The organism is Streptomyces sp. E2N166, assembly GCF_003671715.1.
Classification (GTDB): Bacteria; Actinomycetota; Actinomycetes; order Streptomycetales; family Streptomycetaceae; genus Streptomyces; species Streptomyces thinghirensis.
The window spans coordinates 1,440,556-1,464,253 of sequence record NZ_RAIF01000006.1 but is presented as its reverse complement, the minus strand read 5'-3'; the positions used below and the strand labels follow the sequence as shown (position 1 = coordinate 1,464,253).

Here is a 23,698-nt window from a genome sequence, read left to right as displayed (position 1 = left end):
CCGCCCGCCTGGCCGCCCTGCGGGACGTACTGGTGGCCCGCAAGGACGAGGTCGCCGAGACGGTCACCGCGGAGCTGGGCTCTCCGCTGAAGTTCTCGCAGGCCGTGCACGCCGCCGCCCCCATCGCGGTCGCGGGCTCCTACGCCGAGCTGGCGGCGACGTACGCCTTCGAGGAGAAGATCGGCAATTCCGTCGTCCACCACGAGCCGGTCGGCGTGGTCGGGGCCATCACTCCCTGGAACTACCCGCTCCACCAGATCGTCGCCAAGGTCGCCCCGGCGCTCGCGGCCGGCTGCACCATCGTGCTGAAGCCCGCCGAGGACACCCCGCTCACCGCCCAGCTCTTCGCGGAGGCGGTGCATGAGGCCGGCGTCCCGGCGGGCGTCTTCAACCTGGTCACCGGCCTCGGCCCGGTCGCCGGCCAGGCCCTCGCCGAGCACCCCGGCGTCGACCTGGTCTCCTTCACCGGCTCCACGGCCGTGGGCCGGCGGATCGGCGCGACCGCGGGCGCCGCCGTCAAGAGGGTCGCCCTCGAACTCGGCGGCAAGTCCGCCAACGTCATCCTCCCGAGCGCCGACCTGGCCAAGGCCGTGAACGTCGGAGTCGCCAACGTCATGTCCAACTCCGGCCAGACGTGCAGCGCCTGGACCCGCATGCTCGTGCACGCCGACCGGTACGACGAGGCCGTGCAGCTGGCCGCCGAGGCCGCCGCGAAGTACGGCGACCGGATCGGCCCGGTCGTCAACGCCAAGCAGCAGGAGCGCGTGCGCGGTTACATCGAGAAGGGCGTCGCCGAGGGCGCGCGAGTCGTCGCGGGCGGCCCCGAGGCCCCGCGTGAGCAGGGTTACTTCGTCAGCCCGACCGTCTTCGCCGACGTGGGCGAGGACATGACCATCGCCCAGGAGGAGATCTTCGGGCCGGTCCTGTCCATCCTCCGCTACGAGGACGAGGAGGACGCCCTCCGGATCGCCAACGGCACCGTCTACGGCCTCGCCGGCGCCGTCTGGGCCGGCGACGAGGCGGAGGCGGTCGCCTTCGCCCGCCGGATGGACACCGGCCAGGTCGACATCAACGGCGGCCGGTTCAACCCGCTGGCGCCCTTCGGCGGCTACAAGCAGTCCGGCGTGGGCCGCGAACTGGGGCCGCACGGCCTGTCCGAGTACCTCCAGACCAAGTCCCTCCAGTTCTAGCTCCAGGGGAGTCGTCCACGTCATGGCCGTCCGTACCGCTGTCCGTGCCGCCGTCATACCCGCCGTAGGCGCCCCGCTGGAGGTCACCGGGATCGAGCTGCCCGATCCCGGCCCGGGGCAGGTCCGGGTGAAGCTCGCCGCCGCCGGGGTCTGCCACTCCGACCTGTCCCTGTCCAACGGCACCATGCGCCTGCCGCTACCCGCCGTCCTCGGCCACGAGGGCGCCGGCACGGTTCTCGCCGTCGGCGAGGGCGTCACCCGCGTCGCGCCCGGCGACGACGTGGTCCTCAACTGGGCCCCGTCCTGCGGCGCCTGCCACGCCTGCTCGCTCGGCGAGGTCTGGCTGTGCGCGAACGCCCTGGCCGGCGCCGCGGGCGTGCACGCCCGCCGCGCCGACGACGGCGCCGACCTGCACCCCGGCCTCAACGTCGCCGCGTTCGCCGAGGAGACGGTCGTCAGCGCCGACTGCGTCCTGCCCGTCCCGGACGGCATCCCGCTCACCGACGCCGCCCTGCTCGGCTGCGCGGTCCTCACCGGCTACGGCGCCGTGCACCACTCGGCGAAAGTGCGTGAGGGCGAGACGGTCGCGGTGTTCGGCGTCGGGGGAGTGGGCCTGGCCACGCTCCAGTCGGCCCGTATCGCGGGCGCGTCGAAGATCGTCGCGGTCGACGTGTCCCCCGAGAAGGAGGAACTGGCCCGCGCCGCCGGTGCCACCGACTACCTGATCGCCTCCGACACCACCGCCCGCGAGATCCGCGGCCTCACCGGCAAGCAGGGCGTGGACGTCGCCGTCGAGTGCGTCGGCCGTGCGGTCACCATCCGCACCGCCTGGGAGTCCACCCGGCGCGGCGGCCGCACCACGGTGGTCGGCATCGGCGGCAAGGACCAGCAGGTCACCTTCAACGCCCTGGAGATCTTCCACTGGGGCCGCACCCTCTCCGGCTGCGTCTACGGCAACGCGGACCCGGCCCGGGACCTGCCGGTGCTGGCCGAACACGTCCGCGCCGGACGCCTGGACCTGGGTTCCCTGGTCACGGAGCGCATCGCCCTGGACGGCATCCCGGCGGCCTTCGAGAACATGCTGGCGGGCAAGGGCGGACGGGCGCTGGTGGTGTTCTAGCACGCAGGCACGCAGGCACGCAGGCATCGCACGCACACGGGGGGCGAGGGTGCCGGGGCCGCCCCGGCGCCCTGGCCCCCCGTGTCTGCGTGCCGTTCGCACCGCCGCTCTCCCCACCCGCGCCGTCACGCTTCCCGTTCGGTAAACATCCCGCACGACCGTTGACCACATACCGTCCGGTCAGTACGTTCCCGGGAACGTCCCACACGTCCCCGACGTCCCCCCGCACCACCCGGAGCGTGCACGTATGGACACCACCCCCTCCGCTCAGCCCCTCCCCACCACCGCCCCGCCCGCGGCCCCCAACCGCCGTCGCGTCGCCACCGCCGCCGCCCTCGCGTCGGCCGTCGAGTGGTACGACTACTTCGTCTTCGGTATCGCCGCAGCCCTCGTCCTCGGCGACCTGTACTTCCCGGCCGGCAGCCCCACCGCCGGGGTCCTGGCCGCCTTCGCCACCTTCGCCGTCGGCTTCCTCGCCCGGCCCATCGGCGGCATCGTCGCCGGCCAGCTCGGCGACAAGAAGGGCCGCAAGCCGATGCTGGTCCTCGCGCTCACCCTGATGGGCGTGGCCACCACGGGCATCGGCCTGCTGCCCACTTACGAGACCATCGGCCTGGCCGCCCCGATCCTGCTCGTCCTGCTGCGCATCGTCCAGGGCATCGCCGTGGGCGCCCAGTGGGGCGGCGCGATGCTGCTGGCCACCGAGTACGCCCCCGAGGGCAAGCGCGGCATCTACGGCAGCGTCGTCCAGCTCGGTGTCCCCATCGGCGTCGTCACCGCCAACACCGTCTTCCTGCTGGCCGGTGCGTTCACCTCGGAGTCGGCCTTCGAGGCCTGGGGCTGGCGGGTGCCGTTCGTGGTCGGTCTGCTCGTCCTGGTGCTCGCCTGGTACATCCACACCCGCGTCGAGGAGACCCCCGAGTTCCGGGAGGCCGAGCGCGCGCTGGCCGAGAAGGAGCAGAGCGAGCAGTCCTCACCGCTGCGCACGATCATGCGGGATCACCTCGGTACCGTGCTGCTGGCCGGCGGCTCCTTCGCGGTGAACACCGCGACGTTCTACATCCTCATCACCGGCGTCCTCGACTACACCACCCGCGAACTGGACATGGAACACGGGGCGGTGCTCGCGGTGTCGCTCTGCGTCAGCCTCACCCAGCTGGTGCTGATCCCGGCCGCCGCCGCACTGTCCGACAAGTTCGGCCGCATCCGGATCTACACCGTCGGCGCGGTGGGCATCGCGGTGTGGGCCGTCCCGCTGTTCCTGCTCATCGACACCGGCTCACTGGTGTGGCTGGCGGTCGGCACCTTCGTCGCCAGTTGCTTCCTCAGCATCATGTACGGCCCCCAGGCCGCGCTGTTCGCCGAGCTGTTCACGCCGGAGATGCGCTACACCGGCGCCTCGCTCGGCTACCAGATCGCTGCCGTCGGAGGGGGCGGGCTCGCGCCCTTCGTCATGGTGCTGCTCCTGGAGGCCACGGGCACCTCGATGGCCGTCTCCGGCTACATCATCGGCCTCTCGGTGATCGCCCTGGTGTCCATCAAGGTGCTGTCCGACAGGGCGCGTTCACGCTGACCGCGAGGCGTTCTCGGGCCGCGGCCCCGTGACCTCGTCCGGGGCCGCGGCCCGCGCCCGCTTCCGGGACCGCGACACCGCCACGCCCGCCAGGCACAGCGCGCCGCCCGCGAGCGTCAGCGGACCCGGCACCTCGCCCAGCGCCAGCCACGACATCAGGACGACGAGCGCGGGCACGGCGTACGTCGTCGCGCCCATGCGCCCCGCGGTCGTACGGGCCAGCGCGTACGCCCATGTCGTGAACGCCAGCGCGGTCGGGAACACGCCCAGGTACACCATGTTGAGCGTCGCGGAGACGGGCGCGTCGGCGGCCTCGGTCACCAGTTGCCCCGTGAACGGCAGGCAGAGCACCGCCCCGACCAGGCACCCGAAGGTCGTCACCTGGAGCGCGCTCGCGTGCCCCAGCGCGGGCTTCTGCGCCACCACGCCGCCCGCGTACGCCACGGCGGCCAGCAGACACAGCACCACCCCGAACAGCGAGGAGCCGCCCTCGCCGGACATCGACAGGCCCACGGTCACCGCACCGGCGAACGACACCGCCATCCCCGCCAGCAGCCGCGGCGGCAGCGCGTCCCCGAGCAGGCGGAAGCCGAGCAGGGCGATGAGGATCGGGCCGACGTTCACCACGAGGGCGGCCGTGCCGGCGTCCACCTGCTGCTCGCCCCAGTTCAGGACGACCATGTAGAAGCCGAACCAGAGCAGCCCCGATATCGCGATGCCCCGCCAGGCGGGCCGTGCCGGCAGTCCCTCCCGGCGCAGCAGACAGATCACGCCGAGCGTCAGCACGCCCGACAGCAGCCGCCCGAGCGCCAGCGCGCCCGGCGAGTAGGCCTCGCCCGCGCTGCGGATCGACACGAAGGCGGAGGCCCACAGGACGACGGTGACCGTGGCGGCGCCTGCCGCCAGGACTTCCGGACGGCGAGAAGGGGAGGGGCGGGCGGTGCTCATCATGCTCCAGAGGCTAGGCGGCGGAACGCTGTTCCCGCTGGCGGATTTCGGACCGGGAACCGGTGCTCAGCGCAGCCCCGCCGGGTCGATGCCCAGCAGCTCGGACAGCGCCTCCTCGCCCGCCGGCGTCACCTTCACCGCGCGTTCCGAGCCGATGCGTACGCACCAGCCCGTGTCCAGGGCGTGCCGGCACAGGGCCGCGCCCGCGACACCCGCGAGGTGCGGACGGCGTTCGGTCCAGTCGAGGCAGGCACGGGCCAGCGGCCGGCGGCCGGTGGGCTCGAGGGGGATGCCGGCGGTCTCGAACCAGCCCAGCCCGGCGTCCGTGAGCGCGAAACCGGTGTCCTGGCGCAGCAGGCCGCGCCCGGTCAGCGCGTCGGTGACCGTGATGCCGAGCCGCCCGGCGAGGTGGTCGTAGCAGGTGCGGCCCCGGGCCATCGCCGATCCGGCGCTCGACGCCCGCAGGGTGCGCGGACGCCGTGCCGCCGCCTCGGGCGCGACCTGCGCGGCCAGGTCCTCCACCAGTTGCGCGACCCGCTCGTCGGCAAGCCGCACGTACCGGTGGCGCCCCTGCCGTTCCTCGGCGAGCAGCCCGCCCGCGACGAGCTTGCCGAGGTGCTCGCTCAGCGTCGAGGCGGCGACCCCCGCGTGCCGGCGCAGCTCACCGGCGGTCCACGCCCGCCCGTCGAGCAGCGCCAGCAGACAGGCGGCCCTGGTCTCGTCGGCGATCAGCCCGGCCAGCCGCGCGAGCCCGGGCGCCTCGGCGTCCTTGTCGGTCATGCGTCCCAGGATGCGGTACGCACGGTTCGGTGGGCGCCGAAGTGTTCTCAGGCGCCTCGCGCCACCTGCGCGTACTGCTGCGCCAGCCCGTCCAGCAGCGCCGTCAGCCCGGTCTCGAAGGCCCGCTCGTCGATCTTCTCCTGCTGCTCGGCCAGAAGGTGCGCCTGCTGGAGGTGCGGGTAGTCCGCGGGGTCGTAGGCACCGGCGTCGTCCACGAAGCCGCCGGCGAAGGAACCCAGCGCCGAGCCCATGATGAAGTACCGCATCAGCGCGCCGATGGACGTGGCCTGGGCCGGGGGCCAGCCCGCCGCGACCATCGCGCCGTAGACGGCGTCCGCGAGATGCAGCGCGGCCGGGCGGCGGCCGGGGCCGTGGGCCAGGACCGGGACGATGTTGGGGTGGTCGCGCAGCGCCGCCCGGTAGGAGACGGCCCAGTCGTGCAGCGCCGTCCGCCACTCCCGGCCGTCCTCGAACATCGACAGGTCGACCTGGGCGCTCACCGAGTCGGCGACCGCCTCCAGAATCTCGTCCTTGGTGCGGAAGTGGTTGTAGAGCGAGGGCCCGCTGACTCCCAGCTCCGCGGCGAGCCGGCGCGTGGAGACGGCCGCGAGGCCCTCCGCGTCCACCAGCGCGCGGGCCGTCTCGACGATCCGGTCGGTGCTGAGCAGGGGCTTGCGCGGTCGGGCCATGGCGCACATAGTAGGGCTGCGGCCGTAAACTAGCAGTGCTAATTTAAATGTCCGCCGTTCAATATCGGTCCGGGATCCGCCGTTCAGGATCCGTCTTTCTGTGGGGTGACTCGGCATGAACCTGGAGCTCAGCGAGGAGCAGAGCGCCGTACGGCAGCTCGCGCGGGACTTCGTGGAGCGCGAGATCGCCCCGCACGTCGTCGCCTGGGACCGTGCCGAGGAGGTGGACCGGTCCATCGTGAAGAAGCTCGGCGAGGTCGGCTTCCTCGGGCTGACCGTCGACGAGGAGTACGGCGGCTCCGGCGGCGACCACCTCGCGTACTGCCTGGTGACGGAGGAGCTGGGCCGCGGCGACAGCTCCGTGCGCGGGATCGTGTCCGTCTCCCTCGGTCTGGTCGCCAAGACGATCGCCGCCTGGGGCGACGAGGAGCAGAAGCGGCGCTGGCTGCCGGGGCTCACCTCCGGCGAGTACGTCGGCTGCTTCGGCCTCACGGAGCCCGGCACGGGGTCGGACGCGGGGAACCTCTCCACCCGCGCGGTCCGTGACGGCGACGACTACGTCATCAACGGCACGAAGATGTTCATCACCAACGGCACCTGGGCCGATGTCGTGCTGCTCTTCGCCCGCTCCACGGACGCCCCCGGCCACAAGGGCGTCTCCGCCTTCCTCGTGCCCACCGACACCCCCGGGCTCAGCCGCCGCACCATCCACGGCAAGCTCGGGCTGCGCGGCCAGGCCACCGCCGAGGTGGTGCTGGAGGACGTCCGCGTTCCCGCCTCCGCCATGCTGGCCCCCGAGGGCAAGGGCTTCTCGGTTGCCATGTCGGCCCTCGCCAAGGGGCGGATGTCGGTCGCGGCCGGCTGCGTCGGCATAGCCCAGGCCGCGCTGGACGCCGCCGTGAAGTACGCGGGCGAGCGCGAGCAGTTCGGGAAGACCATCGCCCACCATCAGCTGGTGCAGGAGCTGATCAGCGACATCGCCCTCGACGTGGACGCGGCCCGGCTGCTGACCTGGCGGGTGGCCGACCTGATCGACCGCGGGCAGCCCTTCACCGTCGAGTCCTCCAAGGCCAAGCTGTTCGCCTCGGAGGCGGCGGTCCGCGCCGCGAACAACGCCCTCCAGGTCTTCGGCGGCTACGGCTACATCGACGAGTACCCGGCGGGCAAGCTGCTGCGCGACGCGCGCGTGATGACCCTCTACGAGGGCACCAGTCAGATTCAGAAGCTGGTCATCGGGCGTGCGCTGACCGGGGTTTCGGCCTTCTGAGCCCCTTGCGGAGGGTCTCTGAGTACGAGAACTGAGTACGTCGGCGGATGTGGCCCCGGCCACATCCGCCGACCCTTGTCCCCATGAGTGACACACCGGTCAAGCAGCAGAGCACGGCAGCCTTCTACGGACAGGCCGTGGCCTCGTTCGCGGTGGCGATGATCGCCACCGCCGTCGGTATCTACAACCTCCAGGCCGACGCCTGGGTGCGTGCCTTCCTCGCCGTCGCCGTCCTGTACCTCGTCACCTCGGCCTTCACGCTGGCCAAGATCATCCGGGACCGTCAGGAGGCCGGGCAGATCGTGAGCCGCGTGGACCAGGCCAGACTGGAGAAGCTGCTCGCCGAACACGACCCCTTCGAGAAGCTGGGGTGATGCTTCCGCCCGACGGCCGCACTAAGCGATCGCTCAGCTTCGGCGGTATGGTGGTGCTCCTGTCACCGAGAGGGGCGAACAAGCGATGAGTACGGCGGCCGAGACGACGGGCGGCGACATCGAGCCGTGGGAAGAGGTCACCCCGGACGCGGCCCGGCGGCTCCTGGTCGCCGCGGTGGAGGCCTTCGCCGAGCGCGGGTACCACGCGACCACGACCCGCGACATCGCCGGGCGCGCCGGCATGAGCCCGGCCGCGCTCTACATCCACTACAAGACCAAGGAAGAGCTGCTCCACCGCATCAGCCGGATCGGCCACGACCGGGCGGTCGCCATCCTGCGGGCCGCGGCCCAGGGCGAGGGCAGTGCGGCCGAGCGGCTCGCCGACGCCGTGAGCTCCTTCGTGCGCTGGCACGCCGGGCGGCGCACGACCGCGCGGGTGGTGCAGTACGAACTGGACGCCCTCGGCCCCGGGGCCCGGGACGAGATCCTCACGCTGCGCCGGCAGTGCGATGCCGCGGTGCGCGGCATCATCGACGACGGTGTGGCGTCGGGCGAGTTCGACGTGCCGGACGTGAAGGGCACGACGCTCGCCGTGCTGTCGCTCTGCATCGACGTGGCGCGCTGGTTCAACGTGAACGGCCCCCGGACGCCCGACGAGGTCGGCGCGCTCTACGCCGACCTCGTGCTGCGGATGGTGGGAGCCGAACCGACCGGCGCCGCTCAGAAGTAATAGCGCGAGACCGACTCGGCGACGCACACCGGCTTGTCGGCGCCCTCGCGTTCCACGGTGAAGGCGACGGTGACCTGGATCCCTCCCTTGACGTCCTCGACGCCGGTGATCGTCGCCGTGGCGCGCAGCCGCGAGCCGACCGGGACGGGGGAGGGGAAACGGACCTTGTTGGTGCCGTAGTTGACGCCCATCTTCACGCCCTCGACCGCGATCAGCTGCGGTCCGAAGAGCGGGAGCAGCGACAGGGTCAGATAGCCGTGCGCGATGGTGGTGCCGAACGGGCCCGCGGCGGCCTTCTCCGGGTCCACGTGGATCCACTGGTGGTCGCCGGTCGCCTCCGCGAACAGGTCGATCCGCTTCTGGTCGACGTCCAGCCAGTCGGTGTACCCCAGCTGCTCGCCCACCGCCGCCTTCACCTCGTCGGCGGATGTGAAGATCCTCGGCTCTGCCATGTCCCGGCCTCTCTGCTCGCTCGACCTACTCACGCGACTCTAAGCGACTGCTTAGCATGGTCGCGCGCGACGCTCATGTCAACGGGCCGGAGGGCGCCGCACGGGTGACGGGGTCGGTAGGGTTCGAGGAGTGCCTCAGATTCCCGAGAAGATTCACGAGCTCACGGTCGGCCAGCTCGCCGCGCGCAGCGGCGCCGCCGTCTCCGCCCTGCACTTCTACGAGTCCAAAGGGCTGATCAGCAGTCGCCGCACCTCGGGCAACCAGCGCCGCTACAGCCGCGACGCGCTGCGCCGGGTCGCCTTCGTCCGCGCGGCGCAGCGCGTCGGCATTCCGCTCGCCACGATCCGCGAGGCGCTCGCCGAGCTGCCGGAGGGGCGCACGCCCACCGAGGACGACTGGGCCCGGCTCTCCGAGGCCTGGCGCTCGGAACTGGACGAGCGGATCAAGCAGCTGAACAGGCTGCGCGACCACCTCACCGACTGCATCGGCTGCGGCTGCCTGTCCCTGGACACCTGTGTCCTGTCCAACCCCGACGACGTCTTCGGCGAACGCCTCACCGGCTCCCGCCTGCTGGTGGAGCGCCGCGACTCCACGACCCGTCGCAAGGCCGCGGCCGCGAGCCGCGGCCGCGGTCATGGACCGGAAGTGGAGTGCTGCGACTGAGGATCCGGTCACCCGGCCCCGCGTCGGACGCCGCCCCGTCGTGCCGAGACCCACTCGGCCAGCCCCTCGGTGACCAGCTCGGCGTTGGACGCGGCCCGGCGGCCGTCCGGCAGGAACAGGGTGTCCTCCAGGCCGATGCGGGCCGGGAGGCCCAGCCGGCCGGCCAGCCGCAGGACCGGCCAGGCACCGGCGTCCTCGCCGTGCAGCAGGACGGGGCGGCCGTGGGCCGTGCCGAGTGCGGTCAGCAGGGCGTGCGCGGACTCCTCCGCGGTCGCCGGGCCGGTGTCCGTGACCTCCGCCAGGACCCGCAGCACCTTCGGTCCGAGCGGTGAGCGCAGGAACCGGGCCGCGCCGTCCGTACCCGACCAGATGCCGGCCTCCACCCCCACCCCGCGCTCGATCAAGGCGGCGGCGACCTCCTCGGCGCCCGGCTCGTGCCAGTTGACCGAGGCGTGGTCGGGCAGGATCGTCCAGCTCCGCACCCGCGCCGCCCGGGCGGCGGGATCGGGCTCGGCCCAGGCGCCCGTCGTCACGCCGACCGGCACCGTCGCCGGCACCCGTGCGCGTATCGCCTCCAGCGTGGCCGCGAGTACGCGGGGCGACAACGAGTCCTGTCCGCACGGTGTCTTGGGATGGACGTGGACGTCCGTGGCCCCGGCGGACACCGCCGCTGCGACGGAACCGGCGACCGCCTCCGGCGACAGCGGCACCACCGCGCCGTCGCCGCTGCCACGGGCTCCGTTCACACACACCTGCACCATTCCCCCATGGTGCGGGGTGCCACTGACAACACCCGCGGGCCGCGAGGCCCGTACGGTCCGTCGGAGGTGCGGCATCCCCGGCGCACCTCCGCGTCGGCTAGGCCGTCATCAGCAACCGACCCCGCCGGGCGTCCGCCAGCGCGTCGGGGGTGAGGACGGGCCGCGGAACGAGGATTCCGCAGTCCGTGCAGACGGGGCCCGTCGAGGGTTCGTGGTCCAGGTCGTACTTCCAGACGAGGCGCTCCCCGTCGCACACGGGGCACACGGAGCCGGGTTCACGCTCCAGTGCGGAGATCAGACCTCGCAGCACCTCCGCCAGCGGCCCGTCGGGATGGACGCGGGGGTCGTCGCACCAGGCGACCCCGCAACCGCCCCAGGTCAGCCGGTGCCAGTCGTCCACGCTGCCCGGCCTGCGCAGCCCGTCGTGCTTCTCCTTCCTGCGCCGCTCGGCGAACCCGGCCTCGTAGGCCAGCCACACCGAACGCGCCGCCTCCAGCTCCTCCAGTGCGGCCACGAGCCGCGCTGGGTCGGGGGAGCGGTCCTCGGGTCCGAACCCGGCCCGGGAACACAGATGGTCCCAGGTCGCCCTGTGCCCATAAGGGGCAAATCGCTCAAGGCACTTGCGCAGCGAGTAGCGCCGCAGCGCCAGGTCGCACCGTGGATCGCGGACCTGTCTCGCCAGACTCCGGAAACCGGCCATCGCCCTGCACCTCCGTCACACCTGCACCTGCACTTCGGTCACTTCGGCGTCGTCGAACGGACGTCGCCGAATAGACGTATCGACACGCGATTCGGCTCCATCTGATTTCCGATGCCCCTCATAAGCCGGTCCACCCGCTCAAAAAAGTGACGTGTGTTCATCTTCCAACTCGGGGATACCGGCGGTAACGTCCGGCGCACCCCACGTCGGGAGGAGCTGCCATGCCACGGCGCACCCCACGCAACGCCCTCGACAGACTGAGAACTCCCCGCGGCTTCCACGGGTTCCTGAAGGGCGCGTCCGTATGCGCCCTCTTGGCCGGCCTTTTGTCGCCGCTTTCCCCCGCGATGGCCGCCGGAACGGCTCCCGCCTCGGAAAAGACCACACCGGCGACAGCCGGAACGATCTCGAAAGCGGCGGCCAACGACCACTGCGGCGGCCAGTGTTCCGACATCCTGCCGCCCGGTCAGAACGGCAACGCCACCCTGGCCCAGATCCTCCTCAACCAGGCCTTCGGTACCCAGCCCGCCCACGCCGAGGACCAGCTCGGGCCCTACGCCGGCCTCGCCACCGGCTACTCCGGACTCACCAACGACAAGATCAACACCTTCTTCAACGACGCCTCCTTCGGCGTCCCCGACGGCCAGGTCGCCTCCACCGTCCGCCCGGCGGGACGCGGCGACGTGACCATCGTCCGCGACAGGAAGACCGGTGTGCCGCACATCACCGGCACCACCCGCTACGGCACCGAGTTCGGCGCCGGCTACGCGGCGGCCCAGGACCGGCTGTGGCTGATGGACCTCTTCCGGCACGTCGGACGAGGCCAGTTGACCCCCTTCGCCGGCGGCGCCCCCGCCAACCAGGGGCTGGAGCAGCAGTTCTGGCGCAGCGCCCCGTACACCGAGGCCGAACTGGCGGCCCAGATCGAGAGTGCCGCCGCCAAGGCCGGCGAGCGCGGCGAACTGGCCCTGGCCGACGTGGACGCCTACGTCGCCGGGATCAACGCCTACATCGACGCCTCCGACAAGGGCCGCTACTTCCCCGGGGAGTACGTCCTGACCGGCCACAAGAACGCCATCACCAACGCCGGCACCATCGAGCACTTCAAGCGCACCGACCTGATCGCGCTGGCCTCCGTCATCGGCTCCCTCTTCGGCGCGGGCGGCGGCGGCGAGGTCACCAACGCGCTCTCCCTGCTCGCCGCCCAGGAGAGGTACGGCGTGGCCGAGGGCACGAAGGTCTGGGAGTCCTTCCGCCAGCGCAACGACCCCGAGGCGGTCCTCACCCAGCACGCCGGCAGCTTCCCGTACCTGCCCAAACCGGATGCCCCCCGGGGGCGCGCCCTGCCCGACGCCGGCTCGGTCCAGGCGGAACCGCTGGTGTACGACCGTACGGGCAGCGCCGCCGGGTCGAGCGCGACCGGCGCCTCCGCCACGGCGGCGGAGGCGGCCGTGACCTCGGCCCGGCGCGGTATGTCCAACGCCCTCGTCGTCAGCGGCGAGCACACCGCGAGCGGCCACCCGGTCGCCGTCTTCGGCCCGCAGACCGGCTATTTCGCGCCGCAGCTCCTCATGCTCCAGGAGATCCAGGGCCCGGGCATCAGCGCCCGCGGCGCCTCCTTCGCGGGCCTGAGCATGTACGTCGAACTCGGCCGCGGCCAGGACTACGCGTGGAGCGCGACCACCTCCGGCCAGGACATCATCGACACCTACGCGGTCGAACTGTGCCGGGACGACTACCACTACCTCTACCGCGGCACCTGCACGCCGATGGAGAAGATCGAGCGGAAGAACGCCTGGAAGCCGACCGTCGCCGACTCCACCGCGGCCGGCTCCTACACGATGCGGGTCTGGCGCACCGAGTACGGCCCGGTCGAGCACCGCGCCACGGTCGGCGGCAAGAAGGTCGCCTACACCACCCTGCGCTCCTCGTTCATGCACGAGGCCGACTCGATCATCGGCTTCCAGATGCTCAACGACCCCGAGTACCTGAACAGCCCCGAGCGCTTCCGGAGCGCCGTCCAGAACATCAACTACACCTTCAACTGGTTCTACGCCGACTCCGAGCGCACCGCTTACTACAACAGCGGCGACAACCCGGTACGGGCGAACGGCGTCGACGCCGACTTCCCGGTCTGGGCGCGAGCGGCGCACGAGTGGAAGCACTGGGACCCGGCCGCCGACACGGCCGAGTACACACCGGCGTCCGCACACCCCCAGTCCCTCGACCAGGACTACTACGTCTCCTGGAACAACAAACAGGCCAGGGACTACACCACCGCGCCCTGGGGCAACGGCTCCGTCCACCGCGGCAACCTCCTCGACGACCGCGTGAGGAAGCTGGTCGCCGACGGCGGCGTCACCCGCGCCGCACTGGTGAAGGCCATGGCCGAGGCGGGCCTCGCCGACCTGCGGGCCGAGGACGTACTGCCGGACCTGCTGAAGGTGATCGGCTCCGCGCCGGTGACCGACCCCGCGGCCAAGGAGGCCGTGGACCGGCTCGAGGCCTGGCACGCGGCGGGCGCCCTGCGCGCGGAGACCTCGGCCGGCTCCAAGAAGTACGCGCACGCCGACGCGATCCGCACCCTGGACGCCTGGTGGCCGCTACTGGTGAAGGCCGAGTTCGAACCGGGCCTCGGCGGCAACCTCTACACCGCCTTCACCCGCAACCTGCCCGTCGACGAGTCCCCGTCCGCCGCCCACGGCCCGACCGGCGCACACGCCGGCAGCGCCTTCCAGTACGGCTGGTGGAGCTATGTCGACAAGGACATCCGGTCCGTGCTCGGCGAGTCCGTCCAGGGGCCGCTCGCGCGCGCGTACTGCGGCGACGGCGACCTCGCCGCCTGCCGGGACGCCCTGGTCTCCACCCTGAAGGAGGCGGCGGGCCGGACGCCCGCCCAGGTCTATCCCGGCGACGACAACTGCTCGGCGGGCGACCAGTGGTGTGCCGACTCGGTGATCCACCGCACCCTGGGCGGCATCAAGCACGGCGGGATCGGCTGGCAGAACCGGCCGACCTACCAGCAGGTCGTGGAGTTCACGTCCCACCGGTGACCGGCCGGTCCCACGGTCACCTGTAGAGGAGGTACTGGCGGCGCGTCCCGCGGAACACCGCCAGTTCCCTCTCCCAGCCGCCCACCACCTCGTCGGTGTCCGCGCCCGCGTCGATCATCGTGCGCACCTGCGTGGAGCCGGTGAGTTTGTCGATCCAGTTGTCCGAGCGCCAGGCGAAGCCGTCCCAGGTCCGCTTGGCGGTCACCAGGAGGGCGATCCCGGTGCGCACCGGGTCGAAGGCGGCCCGGTCGTGCACATGGAGCTGCACGCCGCCGACGGTCTTCCCCTGGAACTTGGAGAAGGTGGGCGCGAAGTACGCCTCCCTGAAGCGCACGCCGGGCAGATCGAGGCCGTTCGCGGCGGCGGCCCAGCTACCGTCGATGCCCTCCGCCCCGATCAGCTCGAAGGGGCGGGTGGTGCCGCGTCCCTCCGACAGGTTGGTGCCCTCGAACAGACACGTCCCCGAGTAGACGAGTGCGCACTCCGGCGTCGGCATGTTCGGGCTCGGCGGCACCCAGGGCAGGCCGGAGGCGTCGTAGAACTCCGAGCGCTTCCAGCCCGACATCGGCACGGTCTCCAGCGGCACCGGCGACGTCAGGAACTCGCCGTTGAAGAGCCGCGCCAGCTCGGCGACCGTCATGCCGTGCGCCTGGGCGATCGGCTGCCGGCCGACGAAGGTCGCGAACTCCTTGTGCAGGACCGGGCCGAGGGCCGCCCGCCCGGTCACCGGGTTCGGGCGGTCCAGGACCACGAACCGCTTGCCCGCGAGCCGGGCCGACTCCATGCAGTCGAACAGCGTCCAGATGTACGTGTAGAAGCGCGCGCCGACGTCCTGGATGTCGAAGACGACGGTGTCCACGCCGGACGCGGCGAAGATGTCCGCGAGCGGCTGCCCGCTCTTCAGATACGTGTCGTAGACCGGCAGTCCGGTCGCGGGGTCGTCGTAGCGGCCCTCGGAGCCGCCCGCCTGCGCGGTGCCGCGGAAGCCGTGCTCGGGGCCGAAGACGGCGGTCAGGTCCACGCGGTCGTCGGCGTGCATGACGTCGACGATGTGGCGTACGTCCCGGGTGATGCCGGTCGGGTTGGTGACGACGCCGACCTTCTGTCCGCCGAGGAGGGCGTAGCCGTCGTCGGCGAGGCGCTCGAAGCCGGTGCGCAGCCGGCGGCCGCCGTGGCCTTTGGGTGCCGCCTGTGCCGTGCCGGTCGTGACGGCCGTGGCGGTGGCCGCCACCGCGGCCGTCGTGGCGAGCAGGTTCCGTCTGGACAGCGTCATGCGGTGACCTCCGTGATCGCGGCGGGTGTCATGCGCACGCACGCTAACCCGCGTCGTGTGCCGCACGGAATGGAGTAGACCGCGGTTCGCCTCTTCCGTCGCACATACCGACTGGTTAGTCTGGCGCTGCGGCAGAGCCCGCATGTGGCGTCGCAGCCGTGTCGCAGCCGTGTCGAAGGAGACCGATGGTGGAAACCGTGCAGGATGCCGGAGTCGTCGTCACCGGAGCGGGAGGCGGCATCGGTGCCGCGCTCGCCCGCCGCTTCGCCGCCGAGGGCGCCCGGGTCGTCGTCAACGATCTGGACGCGGGCCGGGCGAAGGCCGTCGCCGACGAGATCGGCGGCATCGCGGTCCCGGGCGACGCCTCCGCGATCGTCACCGAGGCCCGCGAGGCGCTCGGCGGCACGGTCGACGTGTACTGCGCCAACGCGGGCGTCGGCTCCGGGGGTTCCGAGGCGGCCGAGGAGGCCGTCTGGGCGCTCGCCTGGGACGTCAACGTCATGGCACACGTACGGGCGGCCCACGAACTGATCCCGGACTGGCTGGAGCGCGGCAGCGGCCGTTTCGTCTCCACCGTCTCGGCCGCCGGACTGCTCACCATGATCGGCGCCGCGCCCTACAGCGTCACCAAGCACGGCGCCTACGCCTTCGCCGAGTGGCTGTCCCTCACGTATCGCCACCGCGGGGTCAAGGTGCACGCCATCTGCCCGCAGGGAGTGCGCACCGACATGCTCACCGCGAGCGGCAGCGCGGGCGAACTGGTGCTCCAGCCCACCGCGATCGAGCCGCAGGACGTCGCGGACGCCCTCTTCAAGGGCATCGAGGAGGACCGCTTCCTGATCCTGCCGCATCCCGAGGTCGCCGAGTACTACCAGGCCCGCGCCGCCGAGCCCGACCGCTGGCTGCACGGCATGAACCGGCTCCAGCGGCAGTGGGAGGAGGCGACGGCCCGATGACCGGATCCGGTTACGCGGCCAAGCCCTGGCTGGACCTGCTGACCGACGCCCAGAAAGCGCCGCTCGACCCGGACGCCTCCCTGGTGCACGCCCTGCGCCGGGCCGCCGCCGAGGCTCCCGACCGCGCCTTCCTCGCCTACTTCGACGGCCGCCTCACCTACCGCGAGGTGGACGAGCTGAGCGACTCCGTCGCCGGGCACCTCGCCGCGCGCGGCCTGGAGCGCGGCGAGCGGGTCGCGGTCCTGCTGCAGAACTCCCCGCACTTCGTGCTGGCCGTCCTCGGCGCCTGGAAGGCGGGCGCGGTCGTCGTGCCCGTCAACCCCATGTACAAGTCGGGGGAGGTCGGCCACGTCCTGCGGGACGGCGAGGTGGCCGCGCTGATCTGCTCCGACCGGGCCTGGGAGTCGTACCTGCGCGAGACGGCGGCCCACTCGCCGGTGCGGATCGTGCTCACGGGGTGCGAGTCGGACTTCCAGACCCGTCAGGACGCGCGCGTGCTGACCTTCGAGCGGCTGCCGGGCGCCGGCGACGCCGACGACCTCGCGGCGGCGGCCCGCGCCGGACACAAGGCTCCGGCCGGCCGGGACCCGGAGCCCGGCGACACCGCGCTCATCAGCTACACCTCGGGCACCAGCGGCACGCCCAAGGGCGCCACCAACACGCACCGCAACATCATGTACAACGCCGAGCGCCAGCGCACCGGGCTCGGCCTGCCCGAGGCGCCGGTCTACTTCGCGCTGGCGCCGCTGTTCCACATCACCGGCATGGTCTGCGAGTTCGGCGCCTGCCTGAACAGCGTGGGCACGCTCGTCCTGGCCTACCGCTTCGAGGCGGGTGTCGTGCTGGACGCGTTCGCCGAGCACCGGCCGCATTACACGGTCGGCCCGTCCACCGCCTTCATGGCACTGGCCGCCCACCCGTCCGTCACCCGCGAGCACTTCGCGTCCTTCGCCAACATCTCCTCCGGGGGCGCCCCGCTGCCGCCCGCCCTGGTGGAGAAGTTCCGCGCGGGCTTCGGGCCGTACATCCGCAACGGTTACGGGCTCACCGAGTGCACCGCACCCTGCGCCTCGGTGCCGCCGCACCTGGAGGCGCCCGTCGACCCGGTCTCCGGGACCCTCGCCGTCGGCGTGCCCGGCCCCGAGACGGTCGTCCGGATCGTCGACGAGCAGGGCGCCGAGGTGCCCTTCGGGGAGCAGGGCGAGATCGTCGTCAGCGGTCCGCAGGTCGTCCCCGGCTACTGGCGGCGCCCCGACGCCACCGCCGAGACCTTCCCCGGAGGCGAGCTGCGCACCGGCGACATCGGCTTCATGGACGCCCAGGGATGGCTCTACGTCGTCGACCGCAAGAAGGACATGATCAACGCCTCCGGCTTCAAGGTCTGGCCGCGCGAGGTCGAGGACGTCCTCTACACCCACCCGGCGGTGCGCGAGGCCGCCGTCGTCGGCGTGCCCGACGGGTACCGCGGGGAGACCGTCAAGGCGTACATCAGCCTCCGTCCGGGTGCCGAGACGGACCCGGACGCGCTCGCCGCGTACTGCGAGGAGAGACTGGCCGCCTACAAGTACCCGCGTCAGGTGGAGATCCTGCCCGAGTTGCCGAAGACGGCGAGTGGGAAGATCCTCCGTCGGGAACTGCGTTCCCGCAGGCACGACGACGGACAGTGAAGACGGACAGTCAAGAACGGAAAGGCAGGTGACGGCAGTGCCCAGGACCACGGACGGGGACGGCACTCCGGTGCCGCAGCGGCTTCTGGCCGCCGCCACCCGGCTCTTCGCGGAGCAGGGCTACGACCGCACCTCGGTACAGGAGATCGTGGAGGCGGCCGGCGTCACCAAGGGAGCGCTGTACCACTACTTCGGCTCCAAGGACGACCTGCTGCACGAGGTCTACGCGCGCGTGCTGCGCCTCCAGCAGGAGCGCCTGGACGCGTTCGCGGACTCCGACGACCCCGTCGAGAAGCGGGTGCGGGACGCGGCGGCCGACGTCGTCGTCACGACCATCGACAACCTCGACGACGCGTCGATCTTCTTCCGTTCCATGCACCAGCTGAGCCCGGAGAAGAACAAGCAGGTGCGCGCGGAGCGCCGGCGCTACCACGAGCGCTTCCGGGCGCTCATCGAGGAGGGCCAGCAGGCCGGCGTCTTTACCAAGGAGACACCGGCCGACCTGGTGGTGGACTACCACTTCGGCTCCATCCATCACCTGTCCACCTGGTACCGGCCCGACGGCCCGCTCAGTCCGCAGGAGGTCGCCGACCACCTGGCCGACCTGCTGCTGCGGGCACTGCGGCCGTGAGGTGACGCCCCCCCCGGGTTCCGGAGGGGCGCCGCCTCGCTCAGAGGTACTTCTTGATCTCCCGGCGCGCCAGCGAGCGCTGGTGGACCTCGTCCGGGCCGTCGGCGATCATCAGCGTCCGGGCGCCCGCGTACAGCTCGGCCAGCGGGAAGTCCTGGCTCACGCCGCCCGCGCCGTGCAGCTGGATCGCCCGGTCGATGATGTCGACCACCGCGCGGGGCGTGGCGATCTTGATGGCCTGGATCTCGGTGTGGGCGCCCCGGTTGCCGACGGTGTCCATGAGCCAGGCGGTCTTGAGGACGAGGAGCCGCAGCTGCTCCACGGTGACGCGCGCGTCCGCGATCCAGTTGTGCACCACGCCCTGCTGGGCCAGCGCCTTGCCGAACGCGTCGCGGGACACCGCGCGGCGGCACATCAGCTCGATGGCCCGCTCGGCCATGCCGATCAGCCGCATGCAGTGATGGATACGGCCCGGTCCCAGGCGCGCCTGGGCGATGGCGAAGCCGCCGCCCTCCTCGCCGATCAGGTTCGACACCGGCACGCGCGCGTGGTCGAAGGTCACCTCGGCGTGGCCGCCGTGGTAGTGGTCCTCGTAGCCGAAGACCTGCATGGCCCGGTCGACGGTCACGCCAGGAGTGTCGCGCGGGACCAGCACCATGGACTGCTGGCGGCGGATGTCCTCGCCGTCCGGGTCGGTCTTGCCCATCACGATGAAGATCTGGCAGTCCGGGTTCATCGCCCCGGAGATGTACCACTTGCGGCCCGTGATGACGTACTCGTCGCCGTCGCGCTCGATGTGCGTGGTGATGTTCGTGGCGTCGGAGGAGGCCACGTCCGGCTCGGTCATCGCGAACGCCGAGCGGATCTCACCGGCGAGCAGCGGCTGGAGCCACTGCTTCTTCTGCGCCTCGTCGGCGAACTGGGTCAGCACCTCCATGTTCCCGGTGTCGGGCGCCGCGCAGTTCGTCGCCGTCGGCGCCAGGTGCGGGCTGCGGCCGGTGATCTCGGCGAGCGGCGCGTACTGGAGGTTGGTGAGGCCTGCGCCGTGCTCGGCGTCGGGGAGGAAGAGGTTCCACAGGCCCTGGCGGCGGGCCTCGGCCTTCAGATCCTCCACGACCTGCGGGGTGTCCCAGGGGGAGGCGAGCCGGGCTCGCTGCTCGTGGGCGACCTGCTCGGCCGGGTAGACGTACTCGTCCATGAAGGCGAGCAGCTTGGCGCGGAGTTCCTCGGTGCGTGCGTCGAACGCGAAGTCCATGACGGTTCAGCCTTCCTGAAGGGTGGTCAGGCCGTGCTCGATGAAGACGGGGACGAGGTCGCCGATGCGGTCGAAGCCGCGGCCGACGGTCTGGCCCAGCGTGTAGCGGTAGTGGATGCCCTCCAGGATCACGGCGAGCTTGAACCAGGCGAACGCCGTGTACCAGGCGACGGCGGACACGTCGCGCCCCGAGCGCGCGGCGTACCGCTCGATCAGCTCGGCGGGGGCGGGGTGGCCGGGGGCCTGGGCCGTGGTGGAGACGGGGGAGTCGGGCATGCCGAGCGGCATGCTGTACATCACCAGCAGGCCGAGGTCGGTGAGCGGGTCGCCGAGGGTGGACATCTCCCAGTCCAGGATCGCGTTGATCTCGTCCCGGTCGCCGCCGATCAGGACGTTGTCCAGGCGGTAGTCGCCGTGCACCACGGTCGGGGCGGGGGAGCGGGGCAGTTCCCGGCCGAGGGTGGCGTGCAGCTCGTCGATGCCGGCCAGGTCGCGGTCGCGGGAGGCGTCCAGTTGCTTGGCCCAGCGGCGCAGCTGGCGGTCCAGGAAGCCCTCGGGGCGGCCGAAGTCGCCCAGGCCCACCGCGGAGGGGTCCACCGCGTGCAGCTCGACGAGCGTGTCGACCAGGTTCAGCACGGCGGCCCGGGTGCGCTCGGGGCCGAGCGGGGCGAGCTGGTCGGCGGTGCGGTACGGGGTGCCCTCGACGAACTCCATGACGTAGAAGGGCGACCCGATGACCTCCTCGTCCTCGCAGAGGAGGACCGGGCGCGGCACCGGCACGTCCGTCGGGTGCAGGGCGCTGATGACACGGTGCTCACGCTTCATGTCGTGTGCGGTGGCCAGGACATGGCCGAGCGGGGGTCGCCGTACGACCCAGCGCGCGGTACCGTCCGAGACCGCGTAGGTGAGATTCGACCGTCCGCCTTCGATCAGCCGGCCGGACAGCGGGCCGGTCACCAGGCCGGGCCGCTCGCGGTCGAGCAGGCCGCGCAACCGGTCGAGATCGAGTCCGGGCGGGTGGTCGGGGCTCATCGTCGCTCCTACGGGCAGGTGAACAGTACCCGACTCATGATGCCGACCGGTCGGTATGCCGTCCAGTAGGGGGGCGGAACGTGATCGGCGCCACGATAGGACGACGGCTCCCCGCGCGGGTGCGCGGGGAGCCGTCGGGCGGGGGCGTGATGTGTGGGTCCGGGTGGTGCTGGGTGGTGGTGGTGCGTGCGGCGAGGCGGGACGGGGCGGGGCGGGTCGCCGTTGGTCAGTGGTCGTCCCAGTGGCCGTCGTGGGCGGCGTGGCGGTGGCCGTCGTGCAGGTAGTCGACGTGGTCGCCGTGGGGGACGCCCGCGTGTCCGCAGCCTTCGCCGTGCCGGTGGTTGTGGCTCTCGTGTGTGGTATGCCCGGAGGGCTCGCACTCGTCCCAGTGACCGCCGTGCGGTCGGTGCAGGTGCCCGTCGTGCGCGTAGTCGACGTGATCGCCGTGGGGCACCTCCGGGTGGCCGCAGTCCGGGCCGTGGTCATGAGCGTGGTCCTGGGCGGGGTGTTCCTGGTGGAGAGTGGTCATGAGCCTCACCTTATCGGTGGATATCCGGACATTCAGCTTGCGTGGTGTCCGGGTACCCCGGAGGGTCGGAGCCATGAAGGCGATCAGCTATGCACGGTACGGCGGTCCCGAGACCCTGGAGTACGGGGACGTCCCGGAGCCGCGGGTCGGGCCGGACTCGGTGCTCGTGAGGGTACGGGCCGCCGCCGTCAATCCCGTCGACTGGAAGTGCCGAGACGGCCATCTCGACGCCATCCTCCAGCCCGTCTTCCCCGTGATTCCCGGGTGGGACGTGTCGGGGGTCGTCGTGCGGCCAGGGGCCTCCGTCACGGAATACGCCGTCGGGGACGAGGTCATCGGCTACGTTCGTGAGGACTTCCTGTCCCGGGGGACCTTCGCCGAATACGTCGCGGCGCCCGTGCGCACCCTCGCGCGCAAGCCGCGCAATCTCACCCACGAGGAGGCGGCCGGGCTGCCGCTGACCGGGCTGACCGCGTACCAGGTGCTGGTGAAGGCGCTGGAGGTGAAGCGGGGCGAGACCGTCCTCGTGCACGCGGCCGCGGGTGGGGTCGGCTCGATCGCCGTGCAGTTGGGGCGTCATCTGGGGGCGAGGGTCATCGGTACGGCGAGCGAGCGCAACCACGACTTCGTGCGGGGGCTGGGCGGGGAGCCGGTTTCATACGGGGCAGGGCTGGCCGAACGGGTGCGGGGGCTGGCGCCCGAGGGCGTGGACGCGGTGTTCGACACGGTCGGCGGCGAGACGCTGACGGTCTCGGCGAACCTGCTCGCCACCGAGGGCCGCCTCGTGTCGATCGCCGACGCGGACGCCGTCGACTACGGCGGGCGGTACTTCTTCGTGCGCCCCGACGCCGCGGATCTGCTGCGGCTGAGTGAGCTGGCGGAGCAGGGGGTCGTGAGCGTGCACGTGTCGGAGACGTTTCCGCTGGAACGGGCGGCGGACGCGCATCGGGCGAACCAGGAGGGGCGGACTCGGGGGAAGATCGTGGTGACGGTGGGGTGGGATTAGCGGGGCGGCGCGGCGGGCGTTCCCCGGGTCTAGAAGACGAGGAACGCGCCGCACACCGCCAGCGCCACCGTGCACAGGGTGGCCGCCGTGGCGTACGGAGGGGTCAGGGCGCGGGGTCTGTGCGCCGAGGCCAAGGTGCGGATGCGGCCGTGGGCGATGCGCAGGAAGGTGAGCCAGAGAGCGCAGCACAGGGTGCCCGCGACGATCGTGGCGGGGGTCGCGCCGCCGTGCAGCGCGGTCTTCGCGGCGAGTACGGCCACGACGGTGCCGGACAGGGTCGTGCGGCGCCAGGCGAGTCTTGTGCGCTCGGGCTGGAGCCCGGGGTCGCGGCCTGGGTCGGCCGGGCCGGCGTCCGCGTCGGCGCTCATGCTCAGCCCTCCCATCCGACGAGGACCACGAGGACCATCGCCACGGCGACCACGGCGACGACCAGACTGAGCAGGGCCGGGAAGCGGGAGACGGGGAGGTCGTCGCCGCGGCGCATGGCCCGTTCGCAGCGCACCCAGTGGTTCACCGCGCGCAGCGAGCACAACACGCCGGCCGCGAGCAGCGCCAGCGCGAGGCCCACCCGCCAGCCCCAGCGCAGGTCGGGCAGGAACTGGTCCACCGCGAACCCGCCGCCGACCAGGGCGAGAGCGGTGCGCAGCCAGGCGAGGAAGGTGCGCTCGTTGGCCAGGGAGAACCGGTAGTCGGGGGTGCCGCCCTCCCGCCGGATCTCCTCGGGCGCGAACCAGAGCCGGGCGTTCCGTACGAATTCGATCACGCGGGGACCCTATCGGGCGGTCGTGGAATGCCTGCGGCGGCTGCGCGGGTTCGATGGGGGTTCGGGTGGCGCGTTCTGGTTCGTCGTGGGCCGGGCCGCGCCGGGGGGTGTCCTTCCTCGGAACGGCGCGGAATCGGCCGGCCACAGAAGCGCCGTGTGTTGGCGCGCCGACCGCTGCGGGCGAACACCACCGACGGGCCCCTTCACGCCGTACGCGGCTACCGGCTTTCCCCCGCCCCGCCCCGCTGCGGGCAGTCGTGCCGCTGGGGCGGCACGGGTGGGCGC

At 72.1% G+C, this 23,698-nt stretch carries 24 protein-coding genes; 12 read left to right on the top strand and 12 right to left on the bottom strand.

The genetic code is table 11. From position 1 onward, the window contains the following. The 3 genes from EBH09_RS07120 to EBH09_RS07110 form a co-directional block, all read left to right on the top strand. Positions 1-1,190 (top strand): aldehyde dehydrogenase family protein (locus EBH09_RS07120; RefSeq protein WP_238697200.1); only part of this gene is annotated, 1,190 nt, incomplete at its 5' end. Positions 1,191-1,212: 22 nt separating this feature from the next. Then, entirely contained in the window at positions 1,213-2,310 is a 1,098-nt protein-coding gene (locus tag EBH09_RS07115) for a Zn-dependent alcohol dehydrogenase (RefSeq protein ID WP_121746079.1), read from the top strand. Between the two features lie 247 nt (positions 2,311-2,557). Beyond that, positions 2,558-3,883, top strand: coding sequence for an MFS transporter (locus tag EBH09_RS07110; protein ID WP_121746078.1), 1,326 nt, complete (start codon positions 2,558-2,560; stop codon positions 3,881-3,883). Here the strand turns inward: EBH09_RS07110 and EBH09_RS07105 are convergent. The 3 genes from EBH09_RS07105 to EBH09_RS07095 all read right to left on the bottom strand — a co-directional run bounded on the left by EBH09_RS07105 (position 3,875) and on the right by EBH09_RS07095 (position 6,300). Then, positions 3,875-4,834, bottom strand: a complete 960-nt coding sequence (locus EBH09_RS07105; RefSeq protein ID WP_121746077.1) for a DMT family transporter — start codon at positions 4,832-4,834, stop codon at positions 3,875-3,877. The genes EBH09_RS07110 and EBH09_RS07105 overlap by 9 nt on opposite strands. A 63-nt stretch (positions 4,835-4,897) precedes the next feature. Then, a complete protein-coding gene (locus tag EBH09_RS07100) occupies positions 4,898-5,611 on the bottom strand; it encodes a winged helix-turn-helix domain-containing protein (RefSeq protein WP_121746076.1) in 714 nt (237 codons plus the stop codon). A gap of 47 nt (positions 5,612-5,658) precedes the next feature. Further along, a complete protein-coding gene (locus EBH09_RS07095) occupies positions 5,659-6,300 on the bottom strand; it encodes a TetR/AcrR family transcriptional regulator (protein ID WP_121746075.1) in 642 nt (213 codons plus the stop codon). Between the two features lie 115 nt (positions 6,301-6,415). Here EBH09_RS07095 and EBH09_RS07090 point away from each other — a divergent pair, with 115 nt between their 5' ends. The 3 genes from EBH09_RS07090 to EBH09_RS07080 all read left to right on the top strand — a co-directional run bounded on the left by EBH09_RS07090 (position 6,416) and on the right by EBH09_RS07080 (position 8,671). After that, positions 6,416-7,567: an acyl-CoA dehydrogenase family protein gene (locus tag EBH09_RS07090; protein ID WP_121746074.1), complete on the top strand. Its 1,152-nt coding sequence runs from the start codon at positions 6,416-6,418 to the stop codon at positions 7,565-7,567. Between the two features lie 83 nt (positions 7,568-7,650). Beyond that, a complete protein-coding gene (locus tag EBH09_RS07085; RefSeq protein ID WP_019325286.1) occupies positions 7,651-7,941 on the top strand; it encodes a YiaA/YiaB family inner membrane protein in 291 nt (96 codons plus the stop codon). An 85-nt stretch (positions 7,942-8,026) separates the two neighbouring features. Beyond that, positions 8,027-8,671 carry a TetR/AcrR family transcriptional regulator gene (locus tag EBH09_RS07080; RefSeq protein WP_121746073.1) on the top strand — a complete coding sequence of 215 codons (645 nt, stop codon included), beginning with the start codon at positions 8,027-8,029 and terminating at the stop codon, positions 8,669-8,671. Here EBH09_RS07080 and EBH09_RS07075 read toward each other — a convergent pair. Further along, positions 8,662-9,123: a MaoC family dehydratase gene (locus EBH09_RS07075; RefSeq protein WP_121746072.1), complete on the bottom strand. Its 462-nt coding sequence runs from the start codon at positions 9,121-9,123 to the stop codon at positions 8,662-8,664. The genes EBH09_RS07080 and EBH09_RS07075 overlap by 10 nt on opposite strands. Positions 9,124-9,253: 130 nt before the next feature. Here EBH09_RS07075 and soxR point away from each other — a divergent pair, with 130 nt between their 5' ends. Then, positions 9,254-9,787 carry a redox-sensitive transcriptional activator SoxR gene (gene soxR / locus EBH09_RS07070; RefSeq protein WP_238697199.1) on the top strand — a complete coding sequence of 178 codons (534 nt, stop codon included), beginning with the start codon at positions 9,254-9,256 and terminating at the stop codon, positions 9,785-9,787. 8 nt (positions 9,788-9,795) lie between these two features. Here the strand turns inward: soxR and EBH09_RS07065 are convergent, their stop codons facing one another. Together EBH09_RS07065 and EBH09_RS07060 are read right to left on the bottom strand one after the other, a co-directional pair. After that, the gene (locus tag EBH09_RS07065) at positions 9,796-10,548 is read right to left on the bottom strand and encodes a 3-keto-5-aminohexanoate cleavage protein (RefSeq protein ID WP_193776150.1); all 753 of its coding nucleotides are present in this window, start codon (positions 10,546-10,548) and stop codon (positions 9,796-9,798) included. A 97-nt stretch (positions 10,549-10,645) separates the two neighbouring features. Further along, complete coding sequence (locus EBH09_RS07060; protein WP_121746071.1) at positions 10,646-11,248, bottom strand: hypothetical protein; 603 nt, start codon at positions 11,246-11,248, stop codon at positions 10,646-10,648. Positions 11,249-11,469: 221 nt separating this feature from the next. Between EBH09_RS07060 and EBH09_RS07050 the strand changes: the two genes are divergently transcribed. Then, entirely contained in the window at positions 11,470-14,301 is a 2,832-nt protein-coding gene (locus EBH09_RS07050; protein ID WP_193776149.1) for a penicillin acylase family protein, read from the top strand. Between the two features lie 16 nt (positions 14,302-14,317). On the opposite strand, the gene EBH09_RS07045 is transcribed toward EBH09_RS07050, so the two are convergent. Then, positions 14,318-15,574, bottom strand: coding sequence for a DUF1343 domain-containing protein (locus tag EBH09_RS07045; RefSeq protein ID WP_193776148.1), 1,257 nt, complete (start codon positions 15,572-15,574; stop codon positions 14,318-14,320). A gap of 185 nt (positions 15,575-15,759) precedes the next feature. Between EBH09_RS07045 and EBH09_RS07040 the strand changes: the two genes are divergently transcribed. The 3 genes from EBH09_RS07040 to EBH09_RS07030 are packed head-to-tail and all read left to right on the top strand — an operon-like array spanning position 15,760 to position 18,828. Continuing rightward, complete coding sequence (locus EBH09_RS07040; RefSeq protein WP_121746068.1) at positions 15,760-16,530, top strand: SDR family oxidoreductase; 771 nt, start codon at positions 15,760-15,762, stop codon at positions 16,528-16,530. After that, positions 16,527-18,197 (top strand): AMP-binding protein, encoded by a 1,671-nt coding sequence (locus EBH09_RS07035; protein ID WP_121746067.1) that lies wholly within the window; start codon positions 16,527-16,529, stop codon positions 18,195-18,197. Before EBH09_RS07040 ends, EBH09_RS07035 begins: the two co-directional genes overlap by 4 nt. A 37-nt stretch (positions 18,198-18,234) precedes the next feature. Then, positions 18,235-18,828, top strand: a complete 594-nt coding sequence (locus EBH09_RS07030; RefSeq protein ID WP_121746066.1) for a TetR/AcrR family transcriptional regulator — start codon at positions 18,235-18,237, stop codon at positions 18,826-18,828. A gap of 40 nt (positions 18,829-18,868) precedes the next feature. On the opposite strand, the gene EBH09_RS07025 is transcribed toward EBH09_RS07030, so the two are convergent. From EBH09_RS07025 to EBH09_RS07015, 3 genes are all read right to left on the bottom strand, one after another. Further along, on the bottom strand, positions 18,869-20,083 hold the full coding sequence (locus tag EBH09_RS07025) for an acyl-CoA dehydrogenase (RefSeq protein WP_121746065.1): 1,215 nt from the start codon (positions 20,081-20,083) through the stop codon (positions 18,869-18,871). A 6-nt stretch (positions 20,084-20,089) separates the two neighbouring features. Beyond that, positions 20,090-21,115 carry a phosphotransferase family protein gene (locus EBH09_RS07020; RefSeq protein ID WP_121746064.1) on the bottom strand — a complete coding sequence of 342 codons (1,026 nt, stop codon included), beginning with the start codon at positions 21,113-21,115 and terminating at the stop codon, positions 20,090-20,092. 226 nt (positions 21,116-21,341) lie between these two features. After that, a complete protein-coding gene (locus tag EBH09_RS07015; RefSeq protein WP_121746063.1) occupies positions 21,342-21,644 on the bottom strand; it encodes a hypothetical protein in 303 nt (100 codons plus the stop codon). A 73-nt stretch (positions 21,645-21,717) separates the two neighbouring features. Between EBH09_RS07015 and EBH09_RS07010 the strand changes: the two genes are divergently transcribed. After that, a complete protein-coding gene (locus EBH09_RS07010) occupies positions 21,718-22,650 on the top strand; it encodes an NADP-dependent oxidoreductase (protein ID WP_121746062.1) in 933 nt (310 codons plus the stop codon). 29 nt (positions 22,651-22,679) lie between these two features. Here EBH09_RS07010 and EBH09_RS07005 read toward each other — a convergent pair whose 3' ends face one another. Beyond that, positions 22,680-23,018, bottom strand: coding sequence for a DUF202 domain-containing protein (locus EBH09_RS07005; RefSeq protein WP_121746061.1), 339 nt, complete (start codon positions 23,016-23,018; stop codon positions 22,680-22,682). Between the two features lie 2 nt (positions 23,019-23,020). After that, positions 23,021-23,413, bottom strand: coding sequence for a DUF202 domain-containing protein (locus EBH09_RS07000; RefSeq protein ID WP_121746060.1), 393 nt, complete (start codon positions 23,411-23,413; stop codon positions 23,021-23,023). Between the last annotated feature and the right edge of the window lie 285 nt (positions 23,414-23,698).